Here is a 14,642-nt window from a genome sequence, read left to right as displayed (position 1 = left end):
AATAGAATGTGTCGGAGCAGACACAACAGGGCATAGATTATCGTCGATTTAGCGATGGCGCAGAGGCCGCTTGCCTGAATCAGCGTTGCGATGGAAAGCAATGCCGCGGTCTCCAAGACGGGCTTTTAGCCTCGCCATATGCTTGGCTGGTCTCTAACGTGCCTCCGCGGAAGGGGGCGATTTTACCGGCTGCCACGCTACGGGGGCGCCATTGTGGAAGCGCGTCACGCGGCCGACCGGCAGCGGATGCCAGGTTTCGTTATCGGTCAGCGGCTTGGTCACGATGACGGCGACGCGGTCGTTGGGCGTGGTGACTTCGCTGAAATCGACAGTCATGTCTTCGTCCATCAGATGGGCAACTGGGAAAGGCGCCTGGCGAATGATGTAGTGCAGTTCCGTCGTGCGGTGGGCGAACAAGCTATCGCCATTGGAGAGCAGAAAGTTGAAGGAACCGAAGCGCCGCGTTTGTGCTGCGAATTCGTCAATGGCCGCATGCAACGCCTCTTCTGGCGGCATGCCGGCGGGAAAACGCTGGCGCAGGTCTTGCAGCAGCCGACAAAAAGCCAGTTCACTGTCGGTTTGACCGACCGGCAGAAAGCTACCATCGAGTGTGGGCTCGTAATTCGTCAGATTGCCGTTGTGCGCAAAAATCCAGTAACGCCCCCAGAGTTCGCGGCTGAAAGGGTGTGTATTTTCCAGACTAATGCGGCCCTGCGTCGCCTTTCGGATATGCGCGATGACGTTGAGTGATCGGATCGGATAGTGTCGCACCAGCGCCGCAAGCGGCGATTCGCAGGAGGGATTGTGGTCGAGGAAAAGGCGCGCGCCTTTTCCTTCAAAGAAAGCGATCCCCCAGCCGTCGCGATGCGTATCCGTTGTGCCGCCACGGGCCTGAAAGCCGGTAAAGGAAAAGCAGATGTCGGTGGGGACATTGCAGTTCATTCCAAGAAGCTGGCAAATGGCAGTTTCTCCTTATTGAAGCGTATTTCAGAAGTTTGGGGACCAGCAGCGGCTGCTGTTCCGTTAATGACCAATAAACCGGATGGCGGGCAACACGCGCAGTTTAGGCGTAACTCCTGGCGTTGCCAAAGAAGCATTTTTTATTTGCTTATAGCCGGGCGGCAATGCCGGCGCGCGCATGGCACCGCGTCGGTGCGGAATACCCCCCCCGGAACCCCGCGTGGATAGGGCGTTTCCGGGGTGCCCCCTCTGAAACCCTTGTGGATAAAGGCGCTCAGGGCAACCCTTTAATTTTCCCTCTCCCCAAACCCCTATCAAACCCCTCTCCCATGTGTCCGATCTATACCCTCTCACAGGGCGAGAAGCTTTTAAGGAACCCACCGGAACCCCGCGTGGATAGGGCATTTCCGGGCACCATCCTCTGAAACCCTTGTAGATAAAGGAGCTCAGGGCAGTCACCTCTGGAACCCTTATAAATAAAGGGCTGGCGGGCAGGGTACTCTGAGATGCCCTGTTTATAGGGGGTTCAGGGCATGTGCTCTGAGATGCCCGTGGATAAGGGACTTCAGAGCGTCTGCCCTAAGCCACCCCAAATAGATCGCCCGGGCTTTGCCACAAGACAAGGCGAGGCCAACGCCCAGCGCCGTATTTGGGCAAAGAAGCCGCTATACAAGGAAACCGGCCTAATGCTTGGGTAAATTCTGGAAGAGGCCGCGCAACGCATTTTGCAAATCGGCCGGCAGAACGACGAATTTTGCATTCGGCGAGTCGGCCATTTTGCTCAGGCTGTTGATGTACTTCTCGCCAAGCAGATAGAACATCGGCAGTTCGTTGGCGCCAAAGACTTGCGTCACCTTGGTGATGGCCTGCGAGGATGCATCGGCCAGCGTAATCTGTGCTTCGGCGTCCCGCTTGGCTGACTCCAGCCGCGCTTCGGCGGACAGGATCATTGACTGTTTTTCACCTTCCGCCTTGGTCACCATCGCCTTGCGCTCGCGTTCGGCGGATGCCTGCATTTCCATGGCTTTTTGCATTGAAGGTGAAGGCTTGATGTCCTGGATTTCGACCGACTTGACGGTCAGTCCCCAGTCAAGCGCTTCATCGGCAACGCCGGCTTTCAGGCGAGCCTTGATCATATCGCGCGAGGAAAGCGCATGGTCAAGATCCATTTCGCCGACGATCGAACGCAAAGTCGTCATGATCATGTTGCGGATAGCCTCAACATAATCTTCCACGCCATAAACGGCTTTGACCGGATCAGTGACCTTGATGAAGGCGATCGCATTGACGACGATGACGGCATTGTCGCGGGTAATGACTTCCTGTTCTTGGACATCGAGGATGATGTCCTTGGTTGTGACCCGGTAGGCTACCGAGTCGAGATAGGGGATGATGAAGCGCAGGCCGGGCAACAGCGTAATATGGTATTTGCCCAAGCGTTGAACGATCCATTCCTCGCCTTGCGGCACAATGCGCACGCCCTGGGCGACCGTCAAAGCGATAAAAGCCATAAAAATCAGTGCTGTCAGGGTGGCACCGCTTACCATGATGGTTACTCCTCTACTTTAATGAAATTACCTTCCACGGCGACGATGCGTACGCGCGTGCCAGATGAAATGGGCGTGTCCGCATAGCATTCCCAGCAGTCCGCACCCAATATGGGCTTCTGGAAACGTACGCTGCCGCGCGCATGTGGCGTCAGATTGCTGACAAGAACGCCGGTTTCGCCGATGACATCGGATGCCGAGGTGCCGATGGCGGTCATGGTTTTTGGCCGGAGAAAACGGAACCAGAGGATGACCTGCGCGCTCGACAGTATCGCCCACAGCAGGATCTGTGCCGCTATGCCTAGGCTGGGTATCGCCAGCAAAACGAGGCCGACAGTGATGGCGCCGATGCCAAACCAGAGCGTGAAAAAGGCGGGAATCAGAAGTTCTGCCATGATCAGACAGAAACCGAGTATCAGCCAGTACCACCATTCGATCATGTGTATTCTCCGCGGACGATGCAAAACACCTATGCGCTATGGGGCGCGGGAGGCTTGCGCCAGTTTAGCGCAGACGGACGCGGAATAGGGTGAATAGGGTAATAGGGCGCAGCGAAGGATCGGCAGCGCGCGGGTACGGAATGCCTAGGCGGCCTGGCGGCGGTAAATCCAGATCTTGGCGGGCGGCAGATTACGGAACACGGTGTTGTGGTGGAAACAGGCGATATTGTCATCCTCAGCCAGTTCTGGGATAGGGTTGCGCAGGCCATAACTGAACTGCACCAGAATCGAATCCTGATGGCGGCACAGTTCTCCGTGGAAGCAGCGGATAATTTCACGGACATCATTGGCGGGCAGGCTGCGGAAGGGTAATGAGGAAACAATGGTTTTATTGTTGGCCGAAGTCCATTCCGGCAGATGTTGAATCTTGTTGCGGCGCAGTTCGATGGCGGGCATTCTGTACGCCAGCGCGTCGGCTAACTGTGCGTTGTTTTCGCAGGCCAGGAAGCGGGCATTATCCGGCAGTGCTTTAACCAGGGTTTCGGTAATTGCACCGCTGCCTGCGCCGGCCTCAATGACGAGAGCGTCGGGAGCACCGTAGTGTAGCGCGGCGTTAGCCATCTCTGTGGCTAACGTTTGGGATGAGGGCGCGATGGCGCCGATGCTTTGTGGATGGGTAAAAAACTGACGGATGATGCGGGTTTTCTGACTGGCACTCGTAGCGATTGCTGTCCAGCGTGCCGAAGGTGTTTTAAAAGTCGATAGGCTTGTGTTGGAATCCATTTGAATTATTTGTACCAATCAGTCAATACCAAAAAACCAGGATGCGCGGATGGCAAAAAGCCCAACAAAAACGGCGGATGACCCGCATCCGCCGCAAGTGTTCCGCGAGGCGGATAACGCAGCACGATACAACGCCAAACACCGCAGAATACTGCCGGTGGCCGGCAAATTCACGGCCACCGCTGGGGCTGGGTATTCGGATGCATTTTTTAAGATGGCGACTGCCGCGATCACGGCTTTACCGCCTAGCGTAGAGACACATAATAACCATTACTTTAACCTATGTTTTATGGATTTTGTGAAAACCGGCATTGCCGCCGCAGACGGTGTGTTTGCCTATTTGCGGGAATGCAGGCGACGTTGGTCGTATCAATGCACATGGCGTATTTTGGGGAAGGCTTTGGCGGTGCGCCACTTTCTTGTTTTCTGGATTCATCGGTACATCCGCTATACCATCCGTGTCTGGTCTTGAAGAGTTCAAAGGAAAACCGCCATGCTTGCCAAGGAAGTGACCCCCAGCCTGATCGTCAGATACCTCGACCAGTACGTGATTGGCCAGGAGGCGGCGAAGAAGGTTCTGGCCGTCGCGGTGTATTCGCATTACCGCAAGATTTCGCTCGTGCAGCAGGCGGGTAATGTCGCCAAGAGCAATGTGCTGCTGATCGGCAACTCCGGCACGGGCAAGACGCTGATGTGCGAAACGCTCTCGCGCATGCTGGGTGTGCCTTTCGTCACGGCCAATGCAACTTCGCTGGCGCAGACGCAATATGTCAATCAGGAAATCGAAGCGGCGCTGCTGCGCCTGATCGACCGTGCCGGGGGGGATATCGCCAGGGCGCAGCTCGGCATCGTTTTCATCGACGAGATTGACAAGCTCAAGGCGGGCAAGGGCGAGGCGCGTGTAACTTCGGGCGAGAGCGTTCAGCACGCCCTGCTCAAAATCATGGAGGGTGCGCCGGTCAAGTTTGAGGATGGCCGCTACATCGATACGACGAACATCCTGTTCATTTGCGGCGGTGCTTTTGTCGGGCTGGAAAAAATTATGTCGAAGACGCACGGCTTCGGCTTTATTGCCACGTCCGACAGCGATGACCAAAATATCCTCGAACGCCTGAACAAGCGCGTGAAGCCGACCGATCTTTTTGAGTTTGGTCTGATCCCGGAATTTACCGGCCGCTTGCCCATTGTGGCCCGCTTCGATGATTTGTCGCGCGAGATGCTGGCGCGCATCATGAGCGTGCCCAAAAATGCCATTTACCGGCAGTTTGTGGATATTTTCCGCGCCGAAGGCGTCGATCTTGTCGTCGCGCCGCGCGTGTTCGAGCAGATTGCAGAAATTGCCATCGAGTACAAAACCGGCGCCCGCAGCCTGCGCGGCATTTTCGAAGAGTTGATAACGCCGGTTCTTTACCTTGTGCCGGATAACCCGGATATCGTTCGCGTCGAGATCAACTCGCTGTTCGAAGAGCCGCAGCTCATCCGGCAGGCTTCATAACCGGTGAGGCGCCGGTTCCGTCCTGATTCAACGATAGACCAGTACTGGAATCTTGCTATGCGTTAGCACTTTGCTGGTTTCGCTGCCGAGCAGGAGGGCGCCGATACCGCTGCGTCCGTGCGAGGCCATGAAAATCAGGTCGCAGCCCTGCTGGTTGGCCGCTTCGATGATGGCTTCGTAAGGAATGTCGTTATGGATCGACAGCTTCGTACAGGGAACACCTGCTTCCTGACAGAGGGTCTCGATGAAGTTGAGGATTTTTTGCGCTTCTTCCTCGGCGAGCCGGGCGAATTTTTCCGGCGAACCGGGATCGACCAGCGCACCTTCGCCGAAGAAGCATTCCGGAAAATCCGGCGTGGCGTAGAGCGCGGTAATGCGCGCCCCGCTTTCTTTGGCAAAGGAGACTGCGCGTCTGGCGGTTGCCTGTGAGAGTTCAGAACCGTCCGTCGGGACGAGAATATGCTTGAACATGATGTCTCCTTGCTGATCCGACGCTTCCAATATAGCCGCAATTTTCTAAAAAGGAAAAGTAGCGCAGGATTTCTGGCAAGGTGCCTTGATGCAAACGCATCCCTGCATGCTTCATCAGTATGCTATGGCTGGCGAGCTGATAAGGCAGGTTGTTCCTGATGGCTCTCCTTGTCCGCCGCTTGCCATGTGCCGCTACCACGTATGCCGTAGCGATCGGATGTCCGGCTGGGACGGCCGTGTTTCATGGCCGCCATGCACGAGCTGTAGAGGTGGTTTTGAGGGGGCCTGAAGCCATGCCGCTGATGATGGCTTCAGGCTGCGGTTATTTACACCGACCGATCAGCGAACGGGTGAACAGCCTTTATAAAGAAGGACGTCGTTGGGCGCGGTAATAGTGATATTTTGTGAGCGATAGTTCTCTGCATCCATATAGTCGGTTGTCAGTGAATAACCGCGCCCACTGAAGAAGGTGTCTACGTTATCTGAGCGGTTCTGGTCGTAATTCAGCGTGATTTTCCGACCCTGTAAGCGGGCGGCGGCACGCGTGGGAAGGCCTGCAGAATTGAATTGATAGGACACGTTGACGCGCTGATCATTCTGGCAGACATAAGCGACCTGGGCGCTTTTGACGTGGCTCGTTGGTTTCTCAGCCATACGCTCCGCATTTTTGGCCTCGGGTCTGCAACCCTTGTACAAAATCTGATCATCAGGACCGGTGACGATAATTTGCTGGGTACGATAATTGTTGCTGTCCATATAGGATGAGTCCAGCCGATAACCATTCCGGTCGTTGAAGAAAGTATCCACATTATCGGAGCGATCAAGATTGTAGGCCATTTTCCGGTCTTGACCATTGAGCATGGCACGCGCCTGCGTGGGAATGCCTTGTGCGTTGAAGCTATAACGGACGCTTAGGTTTTTGCCTTGCTGACAACGGTAAGAAACGGTACCGCCAGTATCGGCGGATGCGTAAATAGGTACGCTGAAGATCAGTCCTACAGCGATGGATTGCCATGTTTTCATTTTTTAACTCCAGGTGAATGCAAGATTGTGAGATTTCCGCTGAAGCCCATGCTTTCCAAGGACGGTGTGTCTTCTCCGGATGTCAGAGGCCGTGATTTTGTTGCGGAAGCTTTATCGAACCACTTTTGCGATAGAACGGCTGAATATTCTCATATCACTACGGCTAACGCTTGGACTTTGTGTGAAATTTTGTATCGCTAATGGATTTGACGAATTCCCGTTGAAGAAAGTAAAAGACAGCGTTTGGTTTTTTGCGTGCATTCTGACCATGTAGAGGCGCCCGTTGGACTCAGATTAAACTATGTCCATGCTTACTGTTGCCGATAGCGTCGTTTTCGACGCGCAAACCGTGCGGCGCTTTGACATCAACGGCCCGCGCTATACCTCGTATCCGACGGCTGACCGCTTTGTTCCGTTGGCTCCGGATCGCGGTCAATATTGGCTTTCCCGGCGTGCAGCGGGGAAAAAAGAAGCTTTGTCGCTGTATTTCCACCTGCCGTTCTGCCCGACGATCTGCTACTACTGCGCCTGCAACAAAATTATCACCAAGGACCACGGGCGTTCGGCCAAGTACCTGCGTTACATTGCCCGGGAAATCGCCTTGCAGCGTCGTTTTCTTGCCGGTGATGACAATCTTGTCGAGCAGCTGCACTGGGGCGGCGGTACGCCCACTTTCCTTTTACACGATGAAATGCGCCAATTGATGGCAGCGACGCGCCGGCATTTTCGCCTGCGCGAGGGCGGCGAATATTCGATCGAAGTCGATCCGCGTAAAGTCGATGCCGATACGGTCAAACTGCTTGGCGAGCTGGGTTTTAACCGTATGAGTGTCGGCGTGCAGGACTTTGATACCGCCGTGCAGCAGGTGATCAATCGCCGGCAGAGCGAAGAGGAAACGTTTTCCGTCATTGCCGCAGCGCGCGCCAACGGTTTCAGATCGGTGAGCATCGACCTGATTTATGGCTTGCCGCGCCAGACGGTCGAAAGTTTTGCACGGACGCTGGAACGTACGCTGGCCGCCGCGCCGGACCGGCTGTCCATCTACAATTATGCGCATCTGCCGGGGCTGTTCAAACCGCAGCGGCGTATTCCGGAAGCGGATCTGCCGACGGCCGAAGCGCGTTTGCAGATTCTGGCGCTGGCGATCCGCACGCTGACGGATGCGGGTTACGTTTTCATCGGAATGGATCATTTCGCCAAACCGGAAGACGATTTGGCCGTTGCCCTGCGGGAAGGCCGATTGCACCGGAATTTCCAGGGCTATTCGACGTTTCCGGAGTGCGACATGCTCGCCTTCGGTATCTCGGCGATCAGCCAGGTTGGCTCGGCCTACTATCAGAACTTCAAAACGCTCGATGCGTATTACAGCGCGCTCGACCGCGGTGAGTTGCCCATATTCCGCGGGATCGAGCTGGATGCGGATGACCGGCTGCGCCGTGCGGTCATTCAGGGGCTGATGTGCCATTTCGCCCTGGATTTCGCCGCGGTTGAAGCCATCGCGCAGCGTGAGTTCGGGCATTCCGCCCCTTTCCGCCAAGGGGTGGACGGACAAGGTTTTGATGGCTTTGAAACGTACTTTGCCGCTGAGCTGCGCGCTTTGGCGGACATGGTCGAGGCCGGCCTGCTCACGATCGAAAACCGCCGTCTCCGCGTACTCCCCAAAGGCCGCATGCTGATTCGCGGCATCGCGATGGTCTTTGACCGCCGCTTGCGCGCCGACCGCGAACGCCGGCGTTATTCCAGGGTGATCTGAACGACGGTGCCGGACTGTCGCGCCCTATCTGGCTGCCTCTGGGCGCCTCGGCCGCTTCCGGCCGCCTGCGGCGCAGTCGGCCGCGTTGCCCATATCAGCCGATGTTGCGCAGCAATACGTACACGCCCGTTCCCGCCAGAATACTGAGCAGCGCGTTGCGGCTGCGCCATTGCAGCGCGGCGGTGAGGAGAATGGCAACAATTTCGAACCAGGGGCCGCCGACGTGCTCGCGGCTGGCGCCTGTCGCCGAATGCACGAGCAACAGCATCATGATTGCCGGCGGCAGAAAAACGCCCAGCCGCCGGACGAGCGGCGAATGCTCAAGCCAGAAGGCGGCGATGAAGGGCAAGGCGCGCAGCGCAAACGTCACCAGTCCCATGACAAGAATTGCGGCGATGGTATAGGGCGTATCGATCATCGCGCTTTCCCTTTTCCGGCGGCGAGCAGGGCCTTGTCCGGCCAGCAGAGGCTGGCGATGATGCACAGGACGATGGCAGCGGCCAGCGCATGCTGCGGCAGCAGCCAGACGGCAATGGCATAAGCGGCAAGCGCCGTGAGCAACGGCAACGGATTTCTCCGGCTGCGCCACTGTTCGACGGCGAGCACGGCGAACAGCGTGGGCAGCACGAAATCCAGACCCACCAGATCAATTCTTGCATGCGCGCCGGCCAGTGCGCCCAACGTGGACCCCAATATCCACCAGCAGTGGTTGAGTACGGCAAGCCACGCCATTTGCCTTTGCGTAGCGGTTGTTGCCGTGGTCAGCACCGAATAGGTTTCATCGGTCAGCGCAAAGACCATGTACCAGCGCAAGGGCCAAGGGCGGCGGGGAAAGCGGTCGAGCAGCGAGAGGCCGTAAAAAATATGGCGCAGATTGACGATCAACGTGGCCAGCGCCAGGGCGCCGAGCGGTGTGCTGGCGGCCAGCATGGGCACCATCATGTACTGCGCGGCGCCTGCATAGATGATGAGGCTTGCCAGGGCGGCCAGCCACCAGGCGCCGCCGGATTGCGCGAACAGAAAGCCGAATACCATGCCCAGCGGAATGTAGCCCATGGCAACAGGCATCGTCATCGCCAACAGAGAAAGCGGCGGCGGTGCATGCGGCGATTTCGACTCGGATTCGCGCGGTGTAGGTGGCGCGGGGTTCATGGGCGTGTGGATTTTTGCAGAAAAGATCAGCACAAGTATTCTATGTGAAATCGTCGGGACTGATGTCGACCGCCACACGCGGCCATGTCCGCCCCGTTAGGCGCTCCGCCGGGCGAGTTTTCCGGATGCGTCCGGTAGACATTGATTTGCGCTGCCGCCGGTTTTTTTGCACGATGCTGCGCAAGAAAGGATGCCGTATCAGGAATTTTTGGCCGTATGGTGGCTGCCGCAGCGTTGTCATCGGCGGCTGGAACAAGTGAGGCTGCCCCAGCCTGTGCTGTCTTGTGCCTCGGCGTAGGGCGCGAGATGGCTGAAAGAACGATTCCCCAGCCGAGGGGTCATATACTCCGACGCCGGTGCGCATGCCGATGATCGGCGGGCAGGGCGACCAGACTGGACCGTGCTTGCGCGTTATCAGCGTGCGAACGATATGAATGATGTGTCAATGATGAAAAAGGAAGAAAATCTGCCGGAAAATCAACGGAAACATGCGCAGGCGCCTGGTGGCGCGGGTGCGGCCGTTGTTCTCGATCTGCCGATTGCGGGCATGACCTGCGCCGCCTGTGCCGCCCGCATCGAAAAGGTGCTCAACCGCCTGCCGGGGGTTGAGGCGACGGTCAATCTCGCCTCGGAACGTGCACGCGTGGTCATGACTTCCCCGGAGGCTGCTTCTGCTAATTCTGCGACTCCCGCAACTCCAGCGACTCCCGCGCGCGTGGTGGCGGCCATTGAAAAAGCCGGATTCAGCGTGCCGCCGCAGATGCTCGATGTCAGCATCGAAGGCATGACCTGCGCCGCCTGTGCCGCCCGCATCGAAAAGGTGCTCAACCGCCTGCCGGGCGTTGAGGCGACGGTCAATCTCGCCTCGGAACATGCGCGCGTGCGTTATGCGCCGGGTCTGGCCGATGCGGAGGGCATTCTGGCCGCTATCGGCCGCGCCGGTTTTCGCGGACGCATTGCCGATGATCAGGCGCGCGAGGCGGACAAAGCGCGCAAAGCGGCGCAGTACCGCGCCGATCTGCGCCGTTTCTGGATGGCTGCCTTGCTGACCCTGCCGCTGGCGGCGCAGATGGTGACAATGTTCAACGGGCTGGATTTTTCCGGCCACAGCCACCACGACCTGCTGCCGCGCGGGTGGCAGCTCGCCTTGGCGACGCCCGTACAGTTCTGGATTGGCCGGCGTTTTTACGACAGCGCCTGGAAAGCGCTGCGCGGCGGCGGTGCAAACATGGATGTGCTGGTCGTGCTGGGCACCAGCGCGGCGTATTTTTTCAGCCTGATCGTCACGCTCGGCGGTTTTCATGATCTGCCGGTGTACTTTGAGGCTTCGGCTTCGGTCATGACGCTGGTCTTGCTCGGCAAGCTGCTCGAAGCGCGCGCCAAGGCGCGCACGACCGCCGCCATCGAAGCGCTGGCGCGTCTGCAACCAAAAACGGCGCGCGTCGAGCGCGATGGCCGTATTCTCGAAGTCGATGCTGCGCAGCTGATTCCCGGCGATGTTTTCATCGTCCGGCCGGGTGAAAGCGTGCCCGTCGATGGAGAAATTCTCGAAGGCGCCTCCAGCGTCGACGAGGCGATGCTGACCGGCGAGAGCCTGCCGGTCGCCAAGCATCCCGGCGATAAAGTGTTTGCCGCGACCGTCAACGCCGAAGGCATGCTGCGCTGCCGCGCCACCGGGGTTGGCGAACATACGCTGCTGGCCGGCATCATCCGCTTGGTGGATGCGGCACAAGGGTCAAAAGCGCCTGTCCAGCGTCTGGCCGACCGGATTTCCGCCGTATTCGTGCCGGTCGTCTGCGGTGTTGCGCTGCTGACGTTCATCGGCTGGTGGGGGTATGGCGGCATCTTCAGCGTCGCCCTGGTCAATGCCGTGGCCGTGCTCGTGATTGCCTGCCCGTGTGCGCTGGGCCTGGCGACGCCGACGGCGATCATGGTCGGGGTCGGACAGGGAGCGCGGCATGGCATCCTGATCAAAAACGCGGTCGCGCTGGAACAGGCCGGCAAGGTGCGCACGCTGGCGCTCGACAAAACGGGCACCCTGACGTGCGGTGAGCCGGCCGTGACCGACATCATTGTGCTGGCGGCGGATGCGCCGCTCGATGAAAAAGCAGTGCTGCGCTATGCCGCCGGGCTGGAGCAGGGGTCAGAACACCCGCTGGCCAAAGCAGTATTGCGGCAGGCGGAAAGCCTGGGCGCGAGCGTGCCGCCGCTGGCCGATTTTTGCGCCTCGCCCGGTCTGGGAGTCGAGGCGACGGTCATGGGGCGGCGCCTGCGCCTGGGGTCGCCGGACTGGCTGGCCGGCGTGCCGCTGCCGACGGAGCGGATTGCCGCCTTACAGAACGAAGGCAAGACGGTGACCGTGCTGGCGGAAGTGTCCGCAAATGGCGGACGGGCGCTGGCGCTGCTGGCGATCGCCGATCCCTTACGCGAAACCTCGTCCGACGCCGTCGCGCGGCTCAAAGTGCTGGGCGCGCGGGTCATCATGCTGACCGGCGACAATGCGCGGACGGCGGCGGCGATCGCCGCGCGCGCCGGTATCGACGAAGTACGCGCGGGGGTATCGCCGGCGGGCAAGTCGGACGCCATCACCGCGCTCCGCGAAAATGGCCGGCTCGTGGCGATGGTCGGCGACGGCATCAACGATGCGCCGGCGCTGGCGGCCGCGGATGTCAGCTTTGCGATGGGTGCCGGTTCCGATGCGGCCGTTGAGGCGGCCGATGTCACCCTGGTGAAAAGTAATCTGCACGGCGTGGCCGACGCGATTCGCCTGTCGCGTGCGACACTGGGCAAGATTCGGCAGAATCTTTTCTTCGCGTTTATTTACAACATCCTCGGCATCCCGCTGGCGGCGCTGGGGATGCTCAACCCGGTCATTGCCGGCGCGGCGATGGCGATGAGCTCGGTCTCGGTCGTTTCAAATTCGCTGCTGCTGCGTCGCTGGCGGCCGGAGCGTGATAGTTAGTGCGTGACGTTTAGCGTACGGATTTCCCTGAATTTTTCCGGAGGAGTAGAAAATGGCGGCAAAGCAGACAGTGATCGGTGTCGGTGGTATGCATTGTCAGGGCTGCGTCAAAAATGTAACGAATGTATTGCAGGCCCTGCCTGGCGTCGAACAGGTAGAAGTGTCGCTGGATGCAGCGCGGGCCGTCATCGTTCATGATGAAGCGCGTGTCGGTGAAGCGCAGCTGCGCGAGGCCATCGAAGACGCGGGGTTCGACGCGCTGTGAGGCCGCGCCCGGCCGGCGCTCAGAATGCGTGGAAAGGTGTGGGAGGGGAGGTCGTGAGCGCAAAATGGCGCGGTTCGTGGCCTGTTGAATTGCTTTAAAACTATGTTTGACGAAAGCGGCCCTCTATGCGCTCTGGGCGCCCGACTGCGGAAACGTTCTGGGCAATGCGGCGCTCAGTTCAGGGCAGTGCGGCGTGCGCCGGGCGCTTGCCGGTCTGCCGACGAGGGATGCCTGCACGCCAACGCCGCGCAGGTACGAACCGGCGGGCGGCGGGCGGTGCATTTTCGGTTATCATAGTGGCCTTCTATCGTGTCTGCCGGCTGTTGGCGCGTGGCGCCGGCGGTGAAGCGGGCTTTGCATACATCGACTCTTTTCAATCATTCGCAGAAACTTTCCGCGCATCATGAACTTGAACTGCTTCCGTATCTTTGCGCTGGCCCTGGCGTGCAGCGCGCTGGGCGCGTGTACGCGCGTACCGCGCATCGTCAATGAGTACAAAATTGATGTCCAGCAGGGCAACGTGGTGACGCAGGAGATGGTGTCTCAATTGCGGCCGGGCCTGTCGAAAGACCAGGTGCGCTTTATTCTGGGGACGCCGCTGCTGATGGATATTTTTCATGCCAACCGCTGGGATTACATCTATCGCCTGCATAAAGGCAGCACGGGCGAGACGGAGGAGCAGAAGCTGACGCTGTTCTTCGACGGCGAAGGCCGGCTGGCGCGTGTGACGGGCGATGTCGTGGCCGCGACGGAGGAGAAAACGGATGCGGCGGTGCCCGCCAACCGGATGCAGGAACTCGATCTTGGCTCGGTCGACCCGGACACGGCCGCGCCGCCGCCGGAGCATGAAGGCGAGCGCGGTTTCTTTGGCCGCATGTTCGAGAAAATCGGTTTCTGAAAACTTTGCAAGGAGCGGACTATGGGCGCGATCAAAATTGCTGTCGCAGGTGCGGCCGGCCGCATGGGGCGGATGCTCATCGAATCGACGATCAAGGATGAAGGGGCCGAACTGGTTGCGGCCGTCGATCAGGCCTCCCAGCCGTCGGTCGGCAAAACGGCCGGCGAACTGGTCGGCTTAAGCTGCGATGTGCCGGTGACTGCCGATGTCGAAGCGGCCGTTGCCGCCGCCGATTGCCTGATCGACTTCACCCGCCCGCAAGGGACGCTGGCGCATCTGGCCTTGTGCCGCAAGCATCGGACGGCGATCGTCATCGGCACGACCGGCTTCGAGGCGGACGGCAAGCAGGCGATTGCCGAGGCGGCGAAGGAAATTCCGGTCGTCTTCTCGTCGAACATGAGCGTCGGCGCCAATACCGTCTTCAAACTGCTCGATGTTGCCTCGCGCATTCTTGCGCAGGGCTACGACATCGAGATCGTCGAAGCGCACCATCGGCTGAAAGTCGATGCCCCCTCCGGCACGGCGCTGCGCATGGGCGAAATCGTCGCCAAGGCGCTGGGGCGCGATCTCAAGGCATGCGCTGTGTATGGGCGCGAGGGCGTGACCGGCGAGCGCGATCCCTCGACCATCGGCTTTGCCACGGTGCGCGGCGGCGACATCGTGGGCGATCATACGGTGATGTACTGCGGTATCGGCGAGCGTGTGGAAATCAGCCACAAAGCGGGCAGCCGCATGCCCTATGCCCTGGGCGCCCTGCGCGCCGCGCGCTTTCTGGCCGGCAAAGCAAACGGCCTGTTCGACATGCAGGACGTGCTCGGCCTGCGCTAACCGCGGACGACAGATCGCGCGTCCGCGATCCGCGGGGCTTTGCGGGCAGCGTGCTCCGCAGCCCG

15 protein-coding genes are annotated in these 14,642 nt (G+C 59.3%); 7 read left to right on the top strand and 8 right to left on the bottom strand.

Annotated features, from left to right (window positions below):
* Positions 1 to 153: 153 nt before the first annotated feature.
* From ABCS64_RS07450 to ABCS64_RS07435, 4 genes are all read right to left on the bottom strand, one after another.
* The gene (locus tag ABCS64_RS07450; RefSeq protein WP_418891909.1) at positions 154 to 960 is read right to left on the bottom strand and encodes a class II glutamine amidotransferase; all 807 of its coding nucleotides are present in this window, start codon (positions 958 to 960) and stop codon (positions 154 to 156) included.
* A 683-nt stretch (positions 961 to 1,643) separates the two neighbouring features.
* Complete coding sequence (locus tag ABCS64_RS07445; RefSeq protein WP_418891232.1) at positions 1,644 to 2,507, bottom strand: SPFH domain-containing protein; 864 nt, start codon at positions 2,505 to 2,507, stop codon at positions 1,644 to 1,646.
* Positions 2,508 to 2,512: 5 nt separating this feature from the next.
* Positions 2,513 to 2,947, bottom strand: coding sequence for an NfeD family protein (locus ABCS64_RS07440; protein ID WP_418891231.1), 435 nt, complete (start codon positions 2,945 to 2,947; stop codon positions 2,513 to 2,515).
* Positions 2,948 to 3,091: 144 nt separating this feature from the next.
* Complete coding sequence (locus tag ABCS64_RS07435; RefSeq protein ID WP_418891230.1) at positions 3,092 to 3,730, bottom strand: class I SAM-dependent methyltransferase; 639 nt, start codon at positions 3,728 to 3,730, stop codon at positions 3,092 to 3,094.
* A 49-nt stretch (positions 3,731 to 3,779) separates the two neighbouring features.
* Between ABCS64_RS07435 and ABCS64_RS07430 the strand changes: the two genes are divergently transcribed.
* Positions 3,780 to 4,202, top strand: a complete 423-nt coding sequence (locus ABCS64_RS07430) for a hypothetical protein (protein ID WP_418891229.1) — start codon at positions 3,780 to 3,782, stop codon at positions 4,200 to 4,202.
* 21 nt (positions 4,203 to 4,223) lie between these two features.
* Entirely contained in the window at positions 4,224 to 5,225 is a 1,002-nt protein-coding gene (locus ABCS64_RS07425) for an AAA family ATPase (RefSeq protein WP_418891228.1), read from the top strand.
* A 27-nt stretch (positions 5,226 to 5,252) separates the two neighbouring features.
* On the opposite strand, the gene ABCS64_RS07420 is transcribed toward ABCS64_RS07425, so the two are convergent.
* Positions 5,253 to 5,696: a universal stress protein gene (locus ABCS64_RS07420; RefSeq protein ID WP_418891227.1), complete on the bottom strand. Its 444-nt coding sequence runs from the start codon at positions 5,694 to 5,696 to the stop codon at positions 5,253 to 5,255.
* Positions 5,697 to 6,035: 339 nt separating this feature from the next.
* Positions 6,036 to 6,719, bottom strand: a complete 684-nt coding sequence (locus ABCS64_RS07415; protein WP_418891226.1) for a spore coat protein U domain-containing protein — start codon at positions 6,717 to 6,719, stop codon at positions 6,036 to 6,038.
* Between the two features lie 307 nt (positions 6,720 to 7,026).
* Here ABCS64_RS07415 and hemN point away from each other — a divergent pair, with 307 nt between their 5' ends.
* Positions 7,027 to 8,472, top strand: coding sequence for an oxygen-independent coproporphyrinogen III oxidase (hemN, locus tag ABCS64_RS07410; RefSeq protein WP_418891908.1), 1,446 nt, complete (start codon positions 7,027 to 7,029; stop codon positions 8,470 to 8,472).
* Positions 8,473 to 8,566: 94 nt separating this feature from the next.
* Here the strand turns inward: hemN and ABCS64_RS07405 are convergent, their stop codons facing one another.
* On the bottom strand, positions 8,567 to 8,890 hold the full coding sequence (locus ABCS64_RS07405; protein WP_418891225.1) for a branched-chain amino acid transporter permease: 324 nt from the start codon (positions 8,888 to 8,890) through the stop codon (positions 8,567 to 8,569).
* A complete protein-coding gene (locus ABCS64_RS07400) occupies positions 8,887 to 9,657 on the bottom strand; it encodes an AzlC family ABC transporter permease (RefSeq protein WP_418891224.1) in 771 nt (256 codons plus the stop codon). The genes ABCS64_RS07405 and ABCS64_RS07400 overlap by 4 nt, the downstream gene beginning before the upstream one ends.
* A gap of 415 nt (positions 9,658 to 10,072) precedes the next feature.
* Here ABCS64_RS07400 and ABCS64_RS07395 point away from each other — a divergent pair, with 415 nt between their 5' ends.
* The 4 genes from ABCS64_RS07395 (at position 10,073) to dapB (ending at position 14,577) form a co-directional block, all read left to right on the top strand.
* The gene (locus ABCS64_RS07395) at positions 10,073 to 12,586 is read left to right on the top strand and encodes a heavy metal translocating P-type ATPase (protein WP_479686662.1); all 2,514 of its coding nucleotides are present in this window, start codon (positions 10,073 to 10,075) and stop codon (positions 12,584 to 12,586) included.
* A 52-nt stretch (positions 12,587 to 12,638) separates the two neighbouring features.
* Entirely contained in the window at positions 12,639 to 12,851 is a 213-nt protein-coding gene (locus ABCS64_RS07390; protein ID WP_418891223.1) for a heavy-metal-associated domain-containing protein, read from the top strand.
* Between the two features lie 403 nt (positions 12,852 to 13,254).
* Positions 13,255 to 13,749, top strand: coding sequence for an outer membrane protein assembly factor BamE (locus tag ABCS64_RS07385; RefSeq protein WP_418891222.1), 495 nt, complete (start codon positions 13,255 to 13,257; stop codon positions 13,747 to 13,749).
* 21 nt (positions 13,750 to 13,770) lie between these two features.
* Positions 13,771 to 14,577 carry a 4-hydroxy-tetrahydrodipicolinate reductase gene (gene dapB / locus ABCS64_RS07380; RefSeq protein ID WP_418891221.1) on the top strand — a complete coding sequence of 269 codons (807 nt, stop codon included), beginning with the start codon at positions 13,771 to 13,773 and terminating at the stop codon, positions 14,575 to 14,577.
* Positions 14,578 to 14,642 lie beyond the last annotated feature (65 nt).

This window comes from Dentiradicibacter hellwigii (assembly GCF_041770905.1).
Classification (GTDB): domain Bacteria; phylum Pseudomonadota; class Gammaproteobacteria; order Burkholderiales; family Rhodocyclaceae; genus Propionivibrio; species Propionivibrio hellwigii.
This window is presented reverse-complemented; position numbering and strand designations above follow the sequence as displayed.

What these genes read in the sequence shown, in the direction of transcription:
- ABCS64_RS07430 (WP_418891229.1), top strand. Translation starts at nt 3,780, where the DNA reads ATGGCAAAAAGCCCAACAAAAACGGCGGATGACCCGCATCCGCCGCAA.
- ABCS64_RS07415 (WP_418891226.1), bottom strand. Translation starts at nt 6,719, where the DNA reads ATGAAAACATGGCAATCCATCGCTGTAGGACTGATCTTCAGCGTACCT.
- dapB (WP_418891221.1), top strand. Translation starts at nt 13,771, where the DNA reads ATGGGCGCGATCAAAATTGCTGTCGCAGGTGCGGCCGGCCGCATGGGG.
- ABCS64_RS07440 (WP_418891231.1), bottom strand. Translation starts at nt 2,947, where the DNA reads ATGATCGAATGGTGGTACTGGCTGATACTCGGTTTCTGTCTGATCATG.
- ABCS64_RS07390 (WP_418891223.1), top strand. Translation starts at nt 12,639, where the DNA reads ATGGCGGCAAAGCAGACAGTGATCGGTGTCGGTGGTATGCATTGTCAG.
- ABCS64_RS07385 (WP_418891222.1), top strand. Translation starts at nt 13,255, where the DNA reads ATGAACTTGAACTGCTTCCGTATCTTTGCGCTGGCCCTGGCGTGCAGC.
- ABCS64_RS07445 (WP_418891232.1), bottom strand. Translation starts at nt 2,507, where the DNA reads ATGGTAAGCGGTGCCACCCTGACAGCACTGATTTTTATGGCTTTTATC.
- ABCS64_RS07435 (WP_418891230.1), bottom strand. Translation starts at nt 3,730, where the DNA reads ATGGATTCCAACACAAGCCTATCGACTTTTAAAACACCTTCGGCACGC.
- ABCS64_RS07425 (WP_418891228.1), top strand. Translation starts at nt 4,224, where the DNA reads ATGCTTGCCAAGGAAGTGACCCCCAGCCTGATCGTCAGATACCTCGAC.
- ABCS64_RS07395 (WP_479686662.1), top strand. Translation starts at nt 10,073, where the DNA reads ATGAAAAAGGAAGAAAATCTGCCGGAAAATCAACGGAAACATGCGCAG.
- ABCS64_RS07420 (WP_418891227.1), bottom strand. Translation starts at nt 5,696, where the DNA reads ATGTTCAAGCATATTCTCGTCCCGACGGACGGTTCTGAACTCTCACAG.
- hemN (WP_418891908.1), top strand. Translation starts at nt 7,027, where the DNA reads ATGCTTACTGTTGCCGATAGCGTCGTTTTCGACGCGCAAACCGTGCGG.
- ABCS64_RS07405 (WP_418891225.1), bottom strand. Translation starts at nt 8,890, where the DNA reads ATGATCGATACGCCCTATACCATCGCCGCAATTCTTGTCATGGGACTG.